The organism is Ruegeria sp. HKCCD7221, assembly GCF_013031225.1.
In the GTDB taxonomy this organism is placed as follows: Bacteria; Pseudomonadota; Alphaproteobacteria; order Rhodobacterales; family Rhodobacteraceae; genus Ruegeria.
The window spans coordinates 32,447-53,349 of the sequence record NZ_WPZE01000011.1 but is presented as its reverse complement, the minus strand read 5'-3'; the positions used below and the strand labels follow the sequence as shown (position 1 = coordinate 53,349).

Genomic DNA, 20,903 nt, shown 5'->3' with positions numbered 1-20,903 from the left:
AAAATTTCTGCCCGCTTTTGAGATCAAAAAACCAAAAATATTATGTTTATTCAATCGCTCATCCTCAGTATCACGGTTGGAAACGGGCAGAAACGGAATTCACAGAACTGAAATGGCCAGGATTGCCTATATATTGCTGTGCCACAAAGACCCCGAGGCCATCATTGCACAAGCCGAGCAATTGACCGCCGCTGGGGATTGCATGGCCATTCACTTCGACGCACGCGCCAGCGCCGCGGCCTATGCCCAAATTCGGGACGCTCTTGCGCACAACGCAAACGTCACTTTCGCAACCAAGCGGATCAGATGTGGCTGGGGAGAGTGGTCTTTGGTTCAGGCCACCCTGCACGCCATCGAAGCGGCGGTGGATGCATTTCCTCGTGCAACGCATTTCTACATGCTGTCGGGCGACTGCATGGCAATCAAGACGGCGGAATACGCACATCGTTTTCTGGACGAGCGCGACATGGATTTTATCGAGAGCCACGACTTCTTTGAAAGCAAGTGGATCAAGACCGGGATGAAAGAAGACCGGCTGATCTATCGGCATTACTTCAACGAAAGAACACAAAGCCGGTGGTTCTATGCCGCTTACGAGCTGCAAAAGCGGTTTGGTTTGACACGCGACGTTCCCGACGACATTCAGGTCATGATCGGCAGCCAGTGGTGGTGCCTGCGCCGCCGGACGATCGAGATGATTCTGGAATTCCTGAAGAAGCGCCCGGATGTGATCCGCTTTTTCTCAACCACCTGGATTCCGGATGAGACTTTCTTTCAGACCCTGGTTCGCCATCTTGTTTCGAAAGAAGAAATCGAGAACCGCACGCCCACATTCCTGATGTTCTCGGACTATGGAATGCCGGTTACGTTTTACAACGACCATTATGATATGTTGCTGGGGCAGGATTATCTGTTTGCCCGCAAGATCAGCTCTGAAGCTCATGATCTGAAAGACAGGTTGGGCAAACTCTATGCCACCGAAGGCGTCACGTTCCGGATAACGGATGAAGGGCGAAACCTGCACAGGTTCCTGACCGGGCGCGGCCGCGTTGGACGCCGGTATGGTCAACGGTTCTGGGAGGCGGGCAATACCCTTGGACCGAACCGCGAAGTTTATCTGATCGTCTGTAAGAAATGGCATGTAGCCAAACGGCTCGTCGATCAGATCATGTCCGAGACAGACATCCCCTGTATCGAATACCTGTTTAATGAAGAAGACACGGCCCTGCCCGATCTGGGCGGCATTGAAACCACGCTGGGCAAACGGTCTCGGCACCGGCGCGCGGTCGTGCGTTTGCTGTTCGACAATTTCGAAACGGACAAGCTGGTTATTTGCGTCGATCCCGCCAACCTTGAGATCATTGAGGATTTTAATACCGACCAGTCCCATGCGCATGTGTTGGAGATTGATTGCGCGTATTCAGATGCTTACTTGATCGGCCACGCCCGACGCATAGGTCTGGCTGGTGAGAACAGCCCCGACGAGACCGTAGCCGAACTTGTGCCAACCCTACGCAACGCGCTTGCCTACGAATCCGAGTTGATACAGGGGGCCGGTCTTGGCAGTTACCAGCGTATTCGGGAAACCGATACTCCTGCAGAAAAGGAAGCGGCAATTACAGCGTTTTTGGGTGTCTCACCAGACAAGGCCCGGGCAATCTTGCAGTTGGACTACCTGTTCGCCGATTGAAAAACCGGCGACGCTTGGGGCATCGCCGGTCTGGATGTTCAGATGTCGAACTTGACGCCCTGCGCCAGCGGCAATTCAGCCGAGTAGTTAACCGTATTGGTCTGGCGCCGCATATAGGCCTTCCACGCGTCAGAGCCGCTTTCGCGCCCGCCTCCTGTTTCTTTCTCACCGCCAAAGGCACCGCCGATCTCGGCCCCCGACGGCCCGATATTGACGTTGGCGATTCCGCAATCCGATCCGGCTGCGGTCAGGAATTGCTCGGCCTCGCGCATGTTTAGGGTGAACACGCAGGACGACAGGCCTTGCGGCACGTCGTTCTGGATGTCGATGGCGTCGTCGAAATCGTCATAGCCCATCACATAAAGGATCGGCGCAAAAGTCTCGGTTTTCACGGTCGCCGTCTGGCCGGGCATCTCAACGATGGCGGGTTGCATATAGACACCATCCGGCACACCGTCGGTCACGCGCTGGCCTCCGAATACCGCACCGCCCTCAGCTTTGGCCGATTCCAAAGCAGCGATCATGGCCGCGCCGGATGCCTCATCGACCAGTGGGCCGATCAAAGTGCCCTCGGTCAGCGGGTTGCCGATAGGCAGACCGGCATAGGCCCTTTTCAGGCGGCCCACCAGCTCCTCACGGATCGAGTTATGCACGATCAGGCGGCGCAGCGTGGTGCAGCGCTGACCAGCCGTACCCACAGCCGAGAACACGATCGCGCGCACCGCCATTTCCAGATCGGCCGAAGGGCCAACGATCATCGCGTTGTTGCCGCCCAGTTCCAGAATGCACTTACCAAAGCGGGATGCCACCACGGGGGCAACCGCGCGGCCCATGCGGGTGGAACCGGTGGCCGAAATCACCGGCACATCCTCGCTGGCGACCAGCGCCTCGCCCAGCGCGGCACCGCCGATCAGGGTTTGCAGCAGGTGGTCGGGCGCATCGCCGAAACGGGCTAGTGCGCGTTCAAAGATCTTCTGGCAGGCCATCGCGGTCAGCGGCGTCTTTTCGGACGGTTTCCAGATCACCGTATCGCCGCAGACCAGTGCAATCGCCGCGTTCCACGACCAGACCGCAACCGGGAAGTTGAAGGCCGAGATCACGCCGACCGGCCCCGCCGGGTGCCATGTCTCCATCATCCGGTGGCCGGGGCGTTCAGAGGCGATGGTCAGGCCATAAAGCTGCCGCGACAGACCTAAGGCAAAGTCGCAGATGTCGATCATCTCTTGCACTTCGCCCAAACCTTCCGAGGTGATCTTGCCAGCCTCCCAACTGACCAGCGCGCCCAGATCTTCTTTGGCGGCACGTAGTTCCTCGCCCAGCAGGCGGATCAACTCGCCCCGGCGCGGGGCGGGTACAGTACGCCAGGCTTTGAATGCAGTTTTGGCATTGGCAAACACCGCCTCCATGTCGCTCGCAGGGGTTTCATGCACCTCGGCCAGCAGGCTGCCGTCGATGGGGGAATGCACCGGCAGAGTGCCGCCGGTCAGCTCAGCCGCTGTCAGGTCCAGATTGGCAAGGGTTGTTTGCGCAGTCATCACGATGTCTTTCATATCTCAGGCCGCCTTGTTCTGTGGGGTTGCGTCGCCAGCGCGGTAAAGCTGACCAAATTCGGTGTTCAGGAAATCAGACAGGGCCACCTGTTCCTGCCGGATAAAGCCCTTGGCAGGCAGCGCCCCGGTGCGCATCAGATCAACCACGCCCAGGACGCCTGCGGCGGTGGTGACCTGAATGGCGCTCCAGACCTGTCCGTTGATCTTGCGGGCATAGCTTTTGTTGATCAGGGACTTCTCGCGCAAGCTTCCGTCGATCATGCCTTTTGCGGTGCAATAGACCAGCACCACGTCTTGATCCGTGCGCGGAAGGGCGGCCTCGAAAATATCCTTGAGCAGATCGCGGCGACGCTCCAGCCCCAGATCCTTGAGCAGCAGTTTCAGGATATCGCAATGGCCGGGATATCGGATCGAGCGATAGGATACTGCCCGCGCCTTGCCGTCCAGCGTTTCGGGTAATGTGCCCAAACCACCCGAGGTGTTGAAACACTCATATTCCACCCCGTCATGGCCCAGCACCTCGTAATCTTCCAGCGGCGCAGTCTTGACCCGGTCGCCGTTCACGATGGCATCGCAGGGGTTGCAGTATTCGTTGATCAGCCCGTCGGTAGACCATGTCAGATTGTATTTCAGCGCATTGGTCGGATAAAGCGGTAAAGCACCAACCCGCATGTGCAAACTGTCCAACTCATCAAACTCTGACGCCAGCGCTGCCCCGGCGATTCCGACAAACCCGGGTGCCAGACCACATTGCGGCATGAATGCTGTTGCGCTGTCTTTGGCCAATTCGCGCACGGCATTGGTGGCCGCAACATCCTCGGTCAGGTCAAAGTAATGTGCGCCTGCAGCCTTGGCGGCATTGGCGATTTGCGGGGTCAGAAAAAACGGAGCGGCCGAGATGACGGCATCAAAGCCGGTCAGCGCCTTGGCCAATTGCGCCGCGTTGCTGACGTCGATCTGCCGGGTCGCAATGCCTTGGCGGTTCAGAACCGACAGGGCTGACAGATCACGATCCGCAACCGTGACCGAGTAATTGGACGAAGATTTTAGCAGGGTCGCGATCATCTGACCGATCTTGCCTGCTCCGATAACACAGATATTCCAGCTCAAAACGCGCCTCCTCTTTCGTTTTCTGAAAGTATGACGGGCCGCTTGTCCGGCTCGCAGGGGTTATCTTGTCGGAAACACGGAATGATCCGTCATAGTGTCGGAGTTTTCATCATGGTGACGAAATCTTGGCGCCATCCGCCGCGACCGACCCCTATTGCGTGTTGTGACCTGAACGCAATCAACCATTGACCCCCGTGCCGTTGGCAGGGGGCGCCACCCCAACTGTATCAGTGATTTTCGTCAACAAATACGATAATGTGCGCTCTATTGGGCCGGTATTGCGCACTAATTCCTTGCAAACTCCAGCCCATCCAGCGCCGGGCGCTATGAGGGGCGGTTTCGTTTCCAGCTAACCGATTTGGGGCCCGTTACCAGCCAAGAGCCGGTGTTGGTCAGTGATAGTTTCAAGACGAGTTCAGGGGGAATAAGCGTGCCAAAAGATCCGATTGATAATTCAAAACCATTCGAGCCGACGGATGGGGATTGGAAACTGATTCATTCCATTCTTTCATCCAGCGACAGCGCGGCAATTAACGCGCATTTCGAATTCTTCGACATTGCAGAAGAAACGGTTCTGCCTCCGCAGGGCATGTATGTCGTTCTTTCCGGCATCGTCCAGTTACGGCAGGACGGAACAACTTTGACCACCGCCGATACCGGCGACTATTTCTATGAAGAGCATCTTGAAATCTTTGACATTCCCGTCAGCCTCGAGGCCGTGGCCACGCCCGGCACCAAGCTGGCTTACCTGTCCAGCAACCAATGGTTCGAAATCCCGGTCAAAATCCGCGAAGCCTGTTACGCAACCCTGTTCGGCGATCTGGTCAGCGTGCATTTGCAGAACTTCCAGCAACCGATCAACTGTTGCAGTGTCACGGCGGCCGCGCTCAGCATGTCGGCATTGGGCTTCAGTTGCGAGGTCAACGACATCTTCCGCGAATGCGCTTTGCCCACATCCTTTGTTGTGAATGACGGGATTTCATTGGGCGAGCTTTATGACGTCGCCTGCACATTCATCCACACGCAGGGCCTGCGCAAGAAGATACAAGTGCAGGCCTATTTCATGGACGAGGCCACGACCTCGGTCGATCTGCTGCTTGCGGCGATTGACGAATCCAACCGGGTGGGCGGCGACAACGACATTCTGGTGGCGAATTTTCAGGTCGGCGTGGCGCATGGCAAACAGAACATGCCCGGCGGTCACTTTGCGATCATCGCGAAATGCAACCCCAGCACCGGGTTGGTGCATATGATGGATGTCCACCCCGAGAAATACGGCAAGCTGTGGGTGACGACGATTGACCGGCTATGGGCAGGTATGTCCGACCGCGACGGAACCTCGATGCGGTCGCGGGGGATTTTGCGGTTCTCGGCATTGGATGCGGTGAAGACCACGCTGCAAACGCTGCAACAGGATTGCAATTACGTAGACAGCACCGAATATCTGGCAAAAGACCCCAAGAAACGCCGCAACCTGTTCCGGCGGGCCAGCCCTAACATGAATTCGATGGGGGTTTTGGCCGAAAGCCTGAACATTCTGGGCGACCAGCAGGTCGACGAAGACAAGCTGCTGATCGCGACACAGGCCAATCTGACAGACGCGCTCAGCCGGGTTTCCACGGCCAAGGAGATGCACGCGCTGGCGCAGCGCTATCTCAGCCAGACACCTGACGTGCATCTGGGCAGCACTTTCCGAAGCTATGCAGAACGCCCCGACAAGGACGACAAATCGCCCGAGGACTGGTTCCGCGATCAGTTGCACAGCCTGAATGCGCACGACGATCGCCATCTGATGATCAATATTGATTTCAACCGCGTGCTGGGGTTCGAAGTCATCCGCCCCCCCGCAAATGTCTTTCGCGAGACAGCCCTGCTGGAAGAGTTCTGGTGCCTTTGCATCGCCTATGACGAAAAGACCGATCTGGTTACGGTCGTGGATATGAGCCCGGCAACCTCGCAAGTCTGGCAGGCCCCGCGCGGGCATATCTTCCGCGGTCTGCGCGACCTCGGAAACCCGGCAATGTTGGTGATCGAGGAACATGAACCGCCCGAAGACCCCACGGATGTCGAACGCATCGTCAACACCAACCCGATTGTGCTGTTCTACGCGGATGAGGACCCCTGGTCCTATATGCTGCGCAGTATGTTGGCCAATATCGGCATCACCAGTGCCCGGCTGATTGACGTCGAAGGCCACGGGGCCAACGTAATGAAAATGCGGCGGCAATTGACGATAATGACTGGGAAGGAAAACCCACCCTACCTGTTCTTCAAGGGCGAATGCCTGGGTCGCAGAAAAGATATTGTCGATGTGGTGCTGGATGGCAGCTTTCAGAAAAGCGTCAAGGAAGCCGGGCTGCCGGTGCTGCTGCGCCATGAATCGCCCAGTCTGGACAAGAACATCTTTGGCTACCCCAAGGGCGGGTTGACCGATGCGCCCAGCGAAAAGCGCAATGTGCTGCTGTGTGCCTGCGGGTCGTCGGCGGCAGACAAGGTTCCCGATCTGGTCAAGCGGATCAAGGATGCGGGGCATAACGTCAAGCTGATCCCGTCCGTGTCAGCCGAGAAGTTTTTCCGCGATATCGAGGTCGAAGAGGAAACCGGCAATATCAAGAAAGCCAAACCAAAGACGATCGAGGATTACATCTCGCATCACGACTATTACCGCGACGATGACGAATGGAATTTCCGCTATACCGAGTTCGGGATGCCCCTGCGCGCCTCGCATCTGGCGCTGTGTGACTGGGCCGACTGCGTGATCGTGGCGCCGGTGACCTGCAACACGATGGGCAAGATCGCCAACGGGATCGCCGACAACCTGCTGACCTCGGTCTTTGTGGCATGGCAATACCGGAACAAGCCGGTGATCCTCTGCCCGGCTTGCAACACAAACATGTGGAACAATGTCACCACCCAGAACAATGTCGAAAAACTGCGCGATCTGGGGGTCGATATCGTTGGCCCGCGCAAGGGTCGATTGTCCAACGGCATGATGGGGATCGGCATGATGGCCACCCCGGATCAGATCATGGAGGTGTTGGACGAGGCGTTCGAAGAACTGGCCGATCAGGAACACAATATCTGCAAATGGGCGCAGGAGGCTGCAGCCTCGGACGAGTTCGCGCAATGGACTCGTGTTTTTGACGCTATCGACAAGGGCATGGCCGGGATCGACATCGTGGATGACAGCAACGGCGATACCCTTCTGCACTATGCGGCGGGTGGCGAAGGCGAGCTGCATGAAAACGGCCAGAACCTTGGCAAGCCCGATCTTGAGGCGGCGCAGGAGTTGATTAACCGCGGCATCGACGTCAACGCCACCAACGATCACGGGTTTACCAGCCTGCATGTGGCGGTGATGAACAACTCGGCCAAAATGGTCGAAGTGCTTCTAGGCGCGCCGGGGATCGACGCCAGCAACTGCATCAACTTCCTGCGGGACCCGAAGAATGCCAAAGACGTAAAGCAGGTCAAACCCAAGATCAGGGCCATGCTGGATGACTGGGCCAATGCCCATACCGTCATCGCGCCCGAGGAAGACCACGACAATGATCTGATCGACGACCGCGAGCGGACCTATCTGTATTTCACCTACGGGTCGCTCAAGAAAGGGTTCCCCAACCACGACGCCCATGCAGACGTGCTGGACGATTTCGTGGGTGAGGCCGTTACCCGGCAACGCATGCCCCTGATCGTCCCGCACGAGCCGCATTGCGACAATCCCAATTGCGGCTACCTGCACCGGATGGCCACGCTGGTCGATCAGAAAGGGCGTGGCGAACCCATCCGGGGTGAGGTCTATCGCGTCTCATCCTCGGGGCTGAAGGAGTTGGACAAGCTCGAAGGCTATCACGGCCCCGGCTCGCCCGAGAATGTCTATGTCCGCAAGCGGATCAACGTGCTGATGGACGGGGTCAAGAAGCCTGCCTATGTCTACGTCATCGCCCACCCGACCAAATATCTGGACCAATGGGCCGACGGCACGTCCGGCATCGTGGCGGAATACACGCTGGACATGGCCACGGGCACGCCGAAACCGGGGTTCCAGCCAACGCCCTAGTTAAGCATCTCGATCACGGCTTCATCCTCGGGGTCGGCCTTGAGACTAAGGTTGTAGGCCGTGATCGCCACCGTGCAAATCAACACAAAGGGCCAGAACGCGGCCTTTGGGATCAGGTTGTCCCGGTAGTGGATGAACCGCAGAGACGGCACGGCCTCGGACGCGAACAGGTAGGTGTTCACCGAAACGGCCAGCAACAGGAAATACATCAGGAAAAAGAACGATTCCATATAGATCACCGGCGATCCGGCAAAGCCTTCACGCAGTTGCACATGCGCCAGCAGGATCACGAAGAACAGAACCGAACAGGTGCCAATCACGCTAGAGGTGCTGAAATCGTGCCGCTCGATCAACTCGGGCCGGCGGGTCACGGTCATGACTGCGCCAAACAGCAGCATCGTAACGACGATCAGGGGGATCATGTGAACGACGAAGGCGTTGCCGAAGTTGCGCTTGATGACAAAGTTATAGTGCAACTCGGGCAGGTTGGTCTGGAATTCGGCATCACTGATGCCCAGCGTGGTGCCCAGATCGGACAGGCGATAGTCGAAATAGGTATTCTCGCGCTCCCACGTGCCCATGACGATGCGGCTGTCGATCCCGAATATGTCATCGGGGCCCGTGGCTGGATAGGCCGCGAAATCGGGGATCAGGGCCACGGCGGTGTCGAAACTGGCGGGCCAGAACCGGACCCATACGGTTTTATGGTCGAAGGGATAGCTGGTGTAGTCGAAATTCTGCCGTAGGGTCTGTTCAAAATACCAGCCGATCAGTTCTTCGCCGTCCTGATCCATGCGATAGGCTTCTTCGATCATCCCGCTGGCGGCGTCCGAGGCATCGGGCAGCACGAACCCGACAGCATCGCCGGTCGGTTTGATCGCGTCATGCACACCGTCTTCGTAATGCTGCCAGACATATCCGGTGACATGGACATCGCTGGCATCGGTGAAAACAAACGACTTGATGAAAATTCCGGTCCTGACCTGATACTCCGGCACGTTTTCCAGGTCTTGCAGATAGCCGTCGACCGATGCCTGATCAGGCAGTTGCGTCGGGTCGCCTTCGAAATGGTTCAGCGCCACCAACAGCCTGAACAACAACACAAGCAGTCCAAGCGTCAGGGCACCGGAAATCAACCAAACCTTCTTTTCGATACTCATTCAGTCCCTTTCAAACTTGGTCCAGACGTCCGACCAGGGACTGTGTGATACCCATCTCAGAGAAACCAGCGCCCAGCGCTTCGAACTCTTCATGTGCGCTTAACGGGATGCCCCAACCACCGCACGCGGCCAGAACCTTGGTGTGCTGGATCGAAAGATCGACCATTGGCAAAGGCTCATCGGCGGTAAAACGGGCCAATGCGTCGGCATATCCGGTGGCCTTGTCCCATTCCTGCCGCGCCAGCATGACGGCGCTTGCATCGGGGTAGAAATGCAAATGGCTGTGCCCGACGCAGCCCTCGGCAATGATCTGTGCGCCCAGTTTCAAGTGTTGATCCTGTTTGTCAGGGTCTGTTTCAGCCAAGGCCAGCGCCGACAGCGCCTTTGGCCCCACAAAGTTGCGCCCATGTTCCAACGCAATGTCCACGGCCCGCCGACCTGTTTCGCGCGCCTGATCCTTCTGCCCGGCATAGACCTGTGTACGTGCCAGATGCTCCAGCGCCTGCGCCTCCAGCCGCTTGGCCCCAACTCGGGCGGCAATTTCGGCCGAGAGGGTAAAGGACTCCAGCGCGCCGTCCATTTCACCCAAAAAGGTCTGCGCCACACCAAGACATGTTTGGGCCACACATTCCGGCACAAAGGCAAAGTACTTCTGCGAAATCTCTATGGCTTCCTGCGCGTCCACCTTGCCTTGCGCCACGTCGCCGGAATAACTGCGCGCAACACTGAGATTGTGCAGGTTTGCAGCCATATCCCGCACCAACCCTTCTTCGCGCGCACGCTCGACGGCCTGCGTGTAAAACCCGGTCGCCGACCGCATGGTGGCATTCATGAAATTGGCGTCACCAAAGCCGCTAAGAGCGCCCACCTCCAACCGCGCCGATTGTAACTTGCGCGCCAAAGTCAGCGCTTTTTCATTGCTGGCCAGTGCCTTTTCGACCTGACCCAGCGGGAAATAGATGTTGCCGCGCACATAGTTGATCTGCGCGATGTCTCTTTCCGATCCGCAGCGTTCAGCGGCAGCCTCGGCGATTTCAAGGCTATCCAGCGCCTCTTGGTACAGGCTTGCCTGCCGGTCGGTTTGCGCCAACCCGATATAGGCGCGGCAGGTCTGCTCATCGGTTTCGGCAAGACTGGCTGCTTCTTTGAACTCGCGCAGCGCGTCTTCTGAATATCCCTGCAACCGGTGCGTTTCCCCGCGTGCGCACAACAGATCGAACCGAACACCATCCGGGGCCGGTAATTCCAAAGCGCGCTCGATCAGGGGGCTGGCTTCATCATATTGGAAGCCCTGAATCAGGTTTTCAGCGGCCTCAAGATAGGCTTGCGCCGCGTTGCTGGCCCCGGCGCGATCCAAATGCTGTGCGCGCAGGGTCGCGTCCCGCTCTTCAAACCATTTGGCAGCCTCGCGGTGCAGCCGTGTACGCTCGGACTTTACCAGCGTGGCATAGGACCCGTCCCGGATCAGGGCGTGCGCAAACATCAGATCTGTCCCTGCCTCGCGGATCAGGGCCGAGCGGATCAGTGTCGAGGTATCCAGATGCCCTTTTCCCAGAATAAAGTTCAAAACCTCAGGCCAGAAACGCTGCCCCAGAACCGAGGCCGCCTGAATCGCGGATCGGCTGGACGGATCCAATGCATCCAGCCGTGACTGAACAATGCCTTGGATGCTGCCGGGAACCGAGTCTCGCTTGAGCACGTCGATATTGCGCAGCAACTGCTCAAGAAACAGCGGGTTGCCACCTGCCCGACGCACACAGGCGTCCAGAAGTTCGGGGTCTATGCCGGTGAACTCTTCGACCAGTTGCCGGGCCTGATCATCCCCCATAGGTGCCAGTTCCAGTTTCGAAACCAGCGCGCCCTCGGTGCCAAGCTGCCAATCGCGATCAATCGGGTCGCCTTCGACACGGCTGGTCATCAGCAACACACAAGGCAGGTCACGCGTAGCGGCCGCGATATGGGCGCAAGCCGTCAGGATGTCGGGCGTCGCCCAGTGGATATCCTCGATCTGGATCAAGAGCGGGCTGTCCTGACTGCAGGCGGCAATCAACTCGTCAATCACCTGACGCCGCCCGCGCAGGCGGGTGGCATTGTCCATGACTGCATAGACTTCGGCCAGTCCGGGGTCCTGTTCAAGCTCAAGCAGCGCGTTCAGATGCGTGGCATTGGACGGCGACACCCAACCCTTGCCGATTGCGCTTTTGGCCACCTCAGCGCAGGTTTCGGCGTTATCGGTTGCCTCAAGCCCCAACATGCTGCGGGCCACGGATTGAATGGCTGAATGCCCCTCGCGCGCACCGAAATCCATGACGACGCCGGTATGCACGGCGTAAGACAAGCTGTCGGCAAGTTCGGCAACCTGTTCAGACAAGTGCGTCTTGCCGATGCCCGGCTCACCCAGAACGATATGAACCTCGCCCTTGCCGTGCCGCTGGCATCGGTCGAACGTGGCCGAGAACAACGACATCTCGCGCTCGCGACCCACAAAACGGTGACGGCGCGAACGGATGTTCCTCGCCATCCGATCCAGCCGCCAAAGCTCGATGGGTTCGTTCAGGCCCTTGATGGCCTTGGCCCCCATAGACTCGCCCACGAAAAGCGGCCCCAACGCGCGCTGAATGTCATGTGACACAAGCGTTTCACCCGGCGCAGCCATGTCTGTCACCCGCGAGGCAAGGTTCACCCCGTCGCCGGTGACGGTGTATTCGGTATGGGCTTCGCTGCCTGTCGTGCTGGCGATGACCTGCCCCGATGCGATTCCGATATGGCAGGACAGGGGCCGTGTCAGGGTGGGCAGAGCCGCATGAATCTCCAACGCAGCCCGCGCTGCGCGTTCGGTATCGTTGGTGTGTGAAATCGGCGCGCCGAATACAGCCATCACCGCGTCGCCGATATGCTTGTCGATCCGTCCTCCGAATTTTTCGACGACGTGATCCACCTTGTGAAAGAACTCGTTCAGCAGCGCGTGCATGTCCTCGGCGTCCAACTCGCTGGACAGCCGGGTAAACCCTGTGAGGTCCGCGAACATGACCGTGACTTGTCGCTTTGCGGGCTCAAGCGGGGTTTGCGGTTCATAAGGTTGAACAAGGTCGACTGGTTCAAGTTCGGAAATCGCACGCAAAAGACGCCGGCGGTCACCGACGGCGGTCACTCCGATTTCGATCAGGTCTTCGCCCGTCAGATCGGGCAAAATTGCGAAATCAATTTTGTTATCCAAAAAGGCCTGCGCATAGTCAGACAAACCAAGTGCGCTTAGCCAGTCCCTAAGGTCCTGAGACATATCGCCCCTCTGAAGCCCCCAACTTCAGACATAGGCGTAGCACAGCAGACCCGTCCGAGTCTGCAATCGTTAACTAATTTAATTTTTTGGTATAGCCCAAAGCCCGAAAATCGGGCGTTGGGTTCAAGTTTCAGCTTCTAACCCCTCGGTCGACAGATCGTCGAGTTTGGGCATCAGGCGCAGCAATTCGCTTGCGTATTCAGTTTGCGGGTTGGCAAACAGATCGTTGGTCTCTTGCAGTTCGACCACCTTGCCCTGTTTCATAACCGCGACCCGGTCGCACATCTGGCGCACCACCGGAAGGTCATGGCTGATGAACAGCAAGGTCAGACCCAGATGTTCCTGCAAATCCTTCAGGATGTTCAGGATTTGAGCCTGAATCGACACGTCCAGCGCACTGGTCGGTTCGTCACAGATCAGGAAACGCGGCTGCGTGGCAAGGGCGCGCGCAATCGAAATCCGCTGACGCTGACCGCCCGAGAATTCATGCGGGTATTTCAACCCGGCCTCGTGACCCAGCCCCACCTGATCCAGCAGCTCATCCACGCGGCGCTTGATGTCGGTTCCGTCCATCAACCTGTGATGACGGATCGGTTCGGCCACGATCTCATCCACGCGCATCCGTGGGTTCAACGAGGAATACGGGTCCTGAAAGATCATCTGGATGTTCTTGCGATAGGCATCCAGCGCGGCTTTGTCGGTCAGGTCGCTGACCACCTTGCCTTCAAAAGTGATCGACCCGCCGTCAACCGGATACAGCCCTGCGATCATCCGCGCGACCGTGGACTTGCCCGAGCCGGACTCGCCCACCACGCCAAACACCTCGCCCGCGCGAATATCAAAGCTGACATCGTCAACTGCGGTGAAATAGGTGCGGTCCCATGGCAAAAGCCCACGCTTTTGCAGGAACTTCTTGGTCAAGTTGCGAATTTCGAACACAGGCTTGCTGGTGTCATTGTCGACCTTGGGCCAGTGGCGGGCCATATCCTCGATCGCAAAGCGGGTTTCGCGCCCGCCATAGCTGATCTGGGGAAAGCGATGCAGTTTCAGCGTCGGGCGCGGCACGGCGGCGATCAGGGATTTGGTATATTCGTGGGTCGGCTGGCCCATGACCTGCGATGTCGGGCCACTTTCGACGACCTTTCCCGCATACATCACCGTCACCTTGTCGGTGGTGTCTGCAATCACACCCATGTCGTGCGTGATAAGAATGACGCCCACCTGCCGTTCGGTCGCGAGTTCCTTGATCAGGTCCAGAATCTGCGCCTGAACAGACACATCCAGCGCGGTCGTCGGCTCATCCGCAATGATCACGTCGGGTTCTGTGCAAAGCGCCAGAGCGATCACAACGCGCTGCCGCATCCCGCCCGAGAACTGGTGCGGGTATTGATCCAGCCGCGTATCAGGGTCAGGGATACCCACCCGGTCAATCAGATCGCGGGCCCGTTTGTTGGCCTCGGCATCCGAGCCACCCAGATGCGCCTGAATAGTCTCGACCAGTTGCTCGCGCACGGTGAACAGCGGGTTGAGCGAAGTCAGCGGATCCTGAAAGATCATCGAGATCTTCTTGCCGCGCAGCCCACGCATCGCCTCGGCGTCGATACCGCTGATCTGGTCGCCGCTCAACTTGATCGTACCGCTTGCGATACGACCGGGGCGGTCCAGCAGCCCCATGATGGCGGCCCCGATAGTGGATTTACCGGCACCGGATTCGCCCACAAGCCCATGGATTTCACCCGGTTCAACCGACAGATCCACATGGTCCACGGCGGTAAACAATTGGCGGCGGGTCGGGAATTCGACCGTCAGGTCATTGATTGTCAGAAGGCTCATGAAATCACCGCAGCTTGGGGTTCAGCGCGTCGCGCAGCCAGTCGCCCAGCAGGTTTACGGACAAGGCCAGCGCCAGAAGGGTGCAGGCCGGGAAGAACAGAATCCACCACTCACCCGAGAACAGGAAGCCCTGCCCAATGCGGATCAGCGTGCCCAGCGACGGCTGAGTCGGAGGCGCGCCTACACCAAGGAAACTCAGCGTCGCCTCGGCAATGATCGCCAGCGCCAATGAGATCGTGGCAATCACCAGAACCGGGCTGAGGACGTTGGGCAAGATATGGCGGAACATGATCGGGAAAGACCCGCGACCGATCAGGCGCGCGGCCTGAACGTATTCCTTGTTTTTCTCAACCAGCGCCGCGCCGCGCACCACGCGCGCGAATTGCACCCAGTCGGACAAGGCAATCGCGACGATCAGAACATAGATCGCCATCTCATCCCTGTATTCCGGTGGGGTAACACCCTTTGCGATACCAAAGATCAGCATGGCGACCAGAATGGCCGGGAAGGTTAGCTGTACGTCGGCAATCCGCATGATCAGAGTCTCGATCCAGCCACCGAAATAGGCCGCGACCAGACCCAGAACAACGCCGATAATCAAAGCCAGAAGCACCGCTGAGGCCCCCACGAACAGGGAAATCCGCATCCCGTACAGGATGGTCGAGAACACGTCCCGCCCCTGATCGTCGGTGCCCAGCAGAAATGTCTCCTGCGTGAACGCGTTGGGTGTGCCAGGCGGCGTAAACCCGTTCATCAGGTTCAGCGACGAAGGATCGAACGGGTTATAAGGTGCAATCAGCGGCGCAAAGATCGCCGACAGCACCAGAACAACGACAACCAGCGTGGCAATAATCGCCACAGGCGAATGCCGGAAGGACCAGGCGAAATCGCTGTCCCAGAACTTGGCAAACCGCGTCTTTTCCGGGGCTTTGGGGGTATCGAGAGTATCGGTCATGTGGCCCTCGCGTCGACACGCAGGCGCGGGTCAATGGCATAGTAAAGAAGATCGACAATCAGGTTGATCGTCACGAACATGACCGAAATCAGCATCAGATAGGCGGCCATGACGGGAATATCGACGAACTGGATCGCGTTGATGAACAACAGGCCGACACCCGGCCACTGGAACACAGTCTCGGTGATGATGGCGAAAGCGATAATCGACCCAAGCTGCAATCCGGTGATGGTAATCACCGGCACCAGAGTGTTCTTTAGCGCATGGCGGAAGTTGATCACCCGGTCCGACAATCCACGGGCACGGGCAAAGCGGACATAGTCAGCGCGCATCACCTCAAGCATTTCAGACCGCACCAACCGCATGATCAGTGTCATCTGATAGAGGCCCAGCGTGATCGCCGGGAGGATCAGCGCCTTGAGCCCCGAGGTCGTCAGAAAACCTGTGGACCACCAGTCTCCAATCATAACGGTCTCGCCCCTCCCGAAGCTGGGCAGAAGGTCAAGTTCAACCGAGAAGATATAGATCAGCAAAATACCGATTAGAAACGTGGGCAACGAAACCCCGATCAGACTGACAGTCATGATCACGTTCGCAGCGAGCCCTTGTCGTCGTATCGCCGTAAATACGCCCAGAGCGATGCCCAACGTGATCGCAAGGAAACCGGACACAAAGGCAAGCTCCAAAGTCGCAGGCGCGCGCTCGGCTATGATCGTCGACACCGGGCGGCCTTGGCGGTATGAAACGCCGAAATTGCCCTGCACGGCACCTTGCAAGAACTTGAAGTATTGAACTGGAAACGGTTGATCCAAACCAAGCTCGGTGCGAAGGCGGTCGATGTCAGCCTGAGTGCGCTCTTGCCCCAGCATGTTGTCGATCGGATCGCCAACAAACCGGAACATTGAAAACGCGACCAGACCCACGACCAGCAACACGATCACGGATTGGAACATCCTTCGGACGATATATGCGAACATTCACTTTCCCCATTGATCTTCGTGTCTACGCACGCCCTGACCGAATGGTCAAGATGTCGCGGATGACAGCGACCGTCTATCCTGCGGAGCCGTCCAGTCGACCTCTGGCCCCAACGGGACAATACCCAAAGGATTTCTCAGCTCGGATGGTGAGAAATACCCTGCCTTATAGATGTCTGGTTTGACTGTCCGCCCGATCTCGGGTCGTGCATAGAGATCGCGCGCATATCCCCACAGGTTCGGGTAGTCAACCAGCCGCCGCAAATTGCAGCGGAATGCGTAGTGATACGCCACATCAAAGCGCGCAAGCGTCGGAAACAGGCGCAGATCAGCTTCGGTCAGGACGTCACCGCAAAGATAGCGGTTGGTGTCCAGATGCGATTCGATTTCGTCCAGCATGGCGAAGACGTCCTGAAACCCGGCTTCATACGCCTCTTGCGTGCGGGCAAACCCGGCGCGATAGACGCCATTGTTCAGGTGCGGGTAAATCTTTGCGTTCCAGTAGTCGATCTGCTCCAGCTTATCCGGCGGGGCAAGGTTCGGGCCATATCCTTCAAGCGTACCCAGCATCCGCACCAGATCGGCGGATTCATTGGACACAGCACAGTTTTCGACACGATCCCACAGCAAGGGAACCGTGATACGCCCGGTATAGGCGGGATCAACCCTTGCATAGACCTGATGCAGCGCGGTGACGTTGAACAGGGAATCGGAATACTCACCCTCGAAGTCATAGACCCAACCATCGGGCGTTCGACGCGGGCGGGCATAAGCAACCGTGATCACGTCTTCCAAACCCTTGACCGCGCGGGTCAGCAAAACCCGATGCGCCCAAGGGCAGTTCCACGCGGCGTAAAGGTGGAACCGACCCGCTTCAACAGGATCACCCGGCAAAGCGTTGCGGATGGTCGACGCCTGACGGCGGTATGCGCCGTCAAGCTTTGAGTCCGGGGCGGGGTCTTCCAAATGGTAGACCCCGGCGATCATTACACCCATGCGGTCAGTTCACCGTCACCCAGCGTAGGATGAAGAAATTGTCCGGGCGTTGTGTCAGGTCGATATTGCTGCCGGTCCCCCAGACTAGGGGCTGCACATACATCGGCACGTACACATGGTCGTCCTGATAGATTGCCGTCACCTCATCCAGCATGGCCTGACGTTTTGCGGCGTCCAGTTCGGACTGAATCATCGGCAATAGCTCATCTACCCGCTCGTTCGAGTAGCCGCCGAAATTCCAACTGCCCAGTTTCTTTTCCTCGTTCGGCGTGGCGACAAGGAAGCGCACGGGATGTTCGGCATCAAAGGTTCCGGGGCTCCAGCCCAGCAGATACATGTCGTAATTGTCTTCACGCAGTTCCGGCCAATAGTTGCGGACAGGCATGGCGTCCAGTTCCGCCGTCACTCCGATCTGAGCCAACATGCTGACAATCGCCTGACAGACCGCTTCGTCATTCAGATATCGGTCATTCGGGCATTTCAGACCGAACGAGAACCCATCGGCATAACCGGCCTCGGCCAGCAACGCCTTGGCCCCTTCGACATCAAAGGCGGGGCGTTCGGCATTGGCCTCGGAATAACCACTCATGACTGGGCTGACCAATTGCGAGGCGGCCTCGGCATTGCCACGCATGGTCGTGGCGAGAATGGCATCGACATTCACCGCGTTCGCGATGGCCTGACGGACCCGCACGTCACGGAACGGGTTCGGATTGCCTGCGTCATCGGTGTATTTCAACGCTTCGGCTTCGTGGTCAAAGCCCAGCATGATCACGCGCGCCTCGATCCCCTGAATGACGTCGACATCGCCATTTTCCTTCAGGCGCGCAACGTCCTGAATGGGGACAGGGTTGATCATGTCCACATCGCCCGACAGCAGCGCCGCCACAGCGGTCGCCGGGTTTTGGATCGGGTTGAACTCGGCGCGGGTAATGTTGTGCTCGACCTCACCCCACCAGTCGCCATGCGGCTCTAACACAGTCTTTAACCCCGGTTCTCGCTCTGTCACCTTGAAGGCCCCGGTGCCATTTGCGTTGATCGTGGCGTAGTTGCCAGATTCCTTGTCGGGCACAGCGGCATCATTGGCTTCGGTCCATCCCTGATCCATGATCATCCAGTTGGCGATCGAGGACGGGAACAGCGGGTTGGGTGCTGTGGTCATGATGTCGACGGTGTAATCGTCTACCACAATCACCTCACTGACCGGGGCGAACCAACTGCGGGTATCGGCGGCCTCACCCGAGGCGCGCTGATAGCTGAACAGAACGTCCTGCGCATCAAAACTGCTGCCATCATGAAAGGTCACGCCCTCACGCAGCTTGAATCGCCAGCCGTCGCCCTCTCCGATGGGCTCCCAGCTTACGGCCAGTGCGGGTTCGACCGTCATGTCTTTGCCGCGACGCACCAGCCCTTCGTAGACATTGTTGAGAAAGCCCAGGACCGGGGCCGAGTTGACGGCGTGCGGATCCATGGTCTGCGGATCAGTGGTCGAGGCCCATTTGAACTCGGCCGCCTGAACACTGGTCGCAGCTAAAAGGGCCAGGCCAATGGCGCTGTTTCTGAGGATCATTGTGATGTCTCCCTGTTTTCTGCTGCCGAGTGTTCTTGGTTTTTTGTGCGCACGCAAGGAATTCTCAGGCCGACACAAAAAAACAGGGCGCGGAACTCGCGCCCTGCCTGATACTTGTTGGAACCGATTTAGTTCATGGTAAAGTATTTGACCTTGGGCTGGTCTTCGGCATCCACTTCGATGCCTACACCGTCGGCCATACCCCAGTTCAGGACCTGGTGGTGAATGGGGATGTAAAGTGCTTCATCCTGAACCACTCGCCAGATGTCGGCGATGTCGGCATTCCGTGCGTCAAGATCAGTGTTGGACGCCAGCGACTTGATCTTCGCGTCCAGCGCATCGTCCTGATAGCCGGTACCATTCCAAGTGCCGATATCGTCTTCGCGACCATGTACAAGGAAGTTGAAGATGTATTCCGAGTCATATGTCGGCACACCCCAACCCAGCATGTAGAAGTCTGTCTTGCTGTCGGTGATCAGCGGGAAGTGCTGCGCTTTGGGCTTGGCGTCCAGATTCACGGTCACGCCAATCTGACCCAGCATCCCAACGGCCGCCTGACAGATCGCCTCATCGTTGATGTAGCGGTCATTCGGGCAGTCCAGCCGCAGCGAGAAACCGTCAGGATAGCCCGCCTCGGCCATAAGTGCCTTGGCTTTTTCCAGATCGGTTGAGGATTCACCGTCCATTTCGGCGGTCCAGCCGTTGACGAATGGCGGTGCGATCATACCCGCAGGCTGCGACTGACCGCGCATCACGACCTGCTTGATCGCATCGCGGTTGATCGCCATCGACATCGCCTGACGCACCCGCACATCGGCCAGAGGATTCTTGCCATCGACGTTATCCGCTTCGATGTCGTCCGAACCCTGGTTCATACCAAAGAAGATGACGCGGTTCTGCGGGGCTTGCTTGACCATCAGGCCATCGGCGCCGTTTACGCGCTCAATATCCTGCACCGGCATGTCCTGCAGGAAGTTCACCTCGCCCGACAGCATCGCTGCCACACGGGTCGCAGCGTTCTGGATGGGGGTATAAACGATCTCGGTCACTTCCATCGGGAACTGGTCGATGCCCCAATAGTCGTCGTTGCGCACCATCACGGTTTTCACGTCAGGCTCGCGGCTTTGCAGTTTATATGGCCCCGTGCCGTTGGCGTTGGTGGTCGCATAAGTGATCTCGCCACCTTCGAAATCCTGCACGTTGACGGTGTTGTTCGCCTCGGCCCAGCCTTTGTCCAGAATGAACAGGTTGGTCAGGTTCGACGGCAGGATCGGGTTCGGGCCATCGGTGACAATCTCGACGGTATAGTCATCGACCGCGCGCACTTCGGTGATAGAGCCGATCAGCTCTTTCATGTCCGAGTTCGGCTGCTTGGCGCGCTCAAAGCTGAACACCACGTCTTCGGCGTTGAAGTCAGCGCCGTCATGGAATTTCACACCCTCGCGCAGCTTGAAGACCCAGACATTCGGGTCATCTGCCTTGGGCCCCCACTCGGTCGCAAGCGCGGGTTCAAACGCACCGGTCACATCGCGGATGATCAGCGGCTCGTACATCTGGTGGCGAATGGTGTGTGACGGACCTTCGTTTTGCGAGTGCGGGTCAAGCGTCAGCGCATCGCCAGCACGCGCCCAGCGCAAGGTTTCAGCCGATGCGCCTGCCGCCATCAATGCAGTCGCACTGGCAGCAATCATCAGGTTTCTTAGGATCATTTTAGTCTCCCCG

General features: G+C 58.1%; 12 protein-coding genes. 2 read left to right on the top strand and 10 right to left on the bottom strand.

The annotated features are described in order from the left end of the window. The first annotated feature begins 112 nt into the window (after positions 1-112). On the top strand, positions 113-1,690 hold the full coding sequence (locus tag GOX73_RS19020) for a DUF5928 domain-containing protein (protein WP_171126638.1): 1,578 nt from the start codon (positions 113-115) through the stop codon (positions 1,688-1,690). A 38-nt stretch (positions 1,691-1,728) separates the two neighbouring features. Here GOX73_RS19020 and GOX73_RS19015 read toward each other — a convergent pair whose 3' ends face one another. Together GOX73_RS19015 and GOX73_RS19010 are read right to left on the bottom strand one after the other, a co-directional pair. Beyond that, a complete protein-coding gene (locus tag GOX73_RS19015; RefSeq protein WP_171126637.1) occupies positions 1,729-3,225 on the bottom strand; it encodes an aldehyde dehydrogenase family protein in 1,497 nt (498 codons plus the stop codon). 18 nt (positions 3,226-3,243) lie between these two features. Further along, positions 3,244-4,350, bottom strand: a complete 1,107-nt coding sequence (locus tag GOX73_RS19010; RefSeq protein ID WP_171126636.1) for a saccharopine dehydrogenase family protein — start codon at positions 4,348-4,350, stop codon at positions 3,244-3,246. Positions 4,351-4,780: 430 nt separating this feature from the next. Between GOX73_RS19010 and GOX73_RS19005 the strand changes: the two genes are divergently transcribed. After that, the gene (locus tag GOX73_RS19005; RefSeq protein ID WP_171126635.1) at positions 4,781-8,410 is read left to right on the top strand and encodes a flavoprotein; all 3,630 of its coding nucleotides are present in this window, start codon (positions 4,781-4,783) and stop codon (positions 8,408-8,410) included. Here the strand turns inward: GOX73_RS19005 and GOX73_RS19000 are convergent. The 8 genes from GOX73_RS19000 to GOX73_RS18965 form a co-directional block, all read right to left on the bottom strand. Beyond that, entirely contained in the window at positions 8,407-9,570 is a 1,164-nt protein-coding gene (locus tag GOX73_RS19000; protein WP_171126634.1) for a hypothetical protein, read from the bottom strand. The two genes, GOX73_RS19005 and GOX73_RS19000, sit on opposite strands and share 4 nt — an antisense overlap. A gap of 10 nt (positions 9,571-9,580) precedes the next feature. Continuing rightward, positions 9,581-12,850 carry an adenylate/guanylate cyclase domain-containing protein gene (locus GOX73_RS18995; RefSeq protein WP_171126633.1) on the bottom strand — a complete coding sequence of 1,090 codons (3,270 nt, stop codon included), beginning with the start codon at positions 12,848-12,850 and terminating at the stop codon, positions 9,581-9,583. 123 nt (positions 12,851-12,973) lie between these two features. Next, positions 12,974-14,683: an ABC transporter ATP-binding protein gene (locus tag GOX73_RS18990; RefSeq protein ID WP_171126632.1), complete on the bottom strand. Its 1,710-nt coding sequence runs from the start codon at positions 14,681-14,683 to the stop codon at positions 12,974-12,976. A 4-nt stretch (positions 14,684-14,687) separates the two neighbouring features. Next, positions 14,688-15,638, bottom strand: a complete 951-nt coding sequence (locus GOX73_RS18985; protein ID WP_171125819.1) for an ABC transporter permease — start codon at positions 15,636-15,638, stop codon at positions 14,688-14,690. Beyond that, positions 15,635-16,615 carry an ABC transporter permease gene (locus GOX73_RS18980; RefSeq protein WP_171125816.1) on the bottom strand — a complete coding sequence of 327 codons (981 nt, stop codon included), beginning with the start codon at positions 16,613-16,615 and terminating at the stop codon, positions 15,635-15,637. The genes GOX73_RS18985 and GOX73_RS18980 overlap by 4 nt, the downstream gene beginning before the upstream one ends. 48 nt (positions 16,616-16,663) lie before the next feature. Further along, complete coding sequence (locus GOX73_RS18975; RefSeq protein ID WP_171126631.1) at positions 16,664-17,611, bottom strand: glutathione S-transferase family protein; 948 nt, start codon at positions 17,609-17,611, stop codon at positions 16,664-16,666. A gap of 4 nt (positions 17,612-17,615) precedes the next feature. Continuing rightward, the gene (locus GOX73_RS18970) at positions 17,616-19,181 is read right to left on the bottom strand and encodes an ABC transporter substrate-binding protein (RefSeq protein WP_171135064.1); all 1,566 of its coding nucleotides are present in this window, start codon (positions 19,179-19,181) and stop codon (positions 17,616-17,618) included. Positions 19,182-19,309: 128 nt separating this feature from the next. Further along, positions 19,310-20,890: an ABC transporter substrate-binding protein gene (locus tag GOX73_RS18965; protein WP_171126629.1), complete on the bottom strand. Its 1,581-nt coding sequence runs from the start codon at positions 20,888-20,890 to the stop codon at positions 19,310-19,312. Positions 20,891-20,903: the final 13 nt, after the last annotated feature.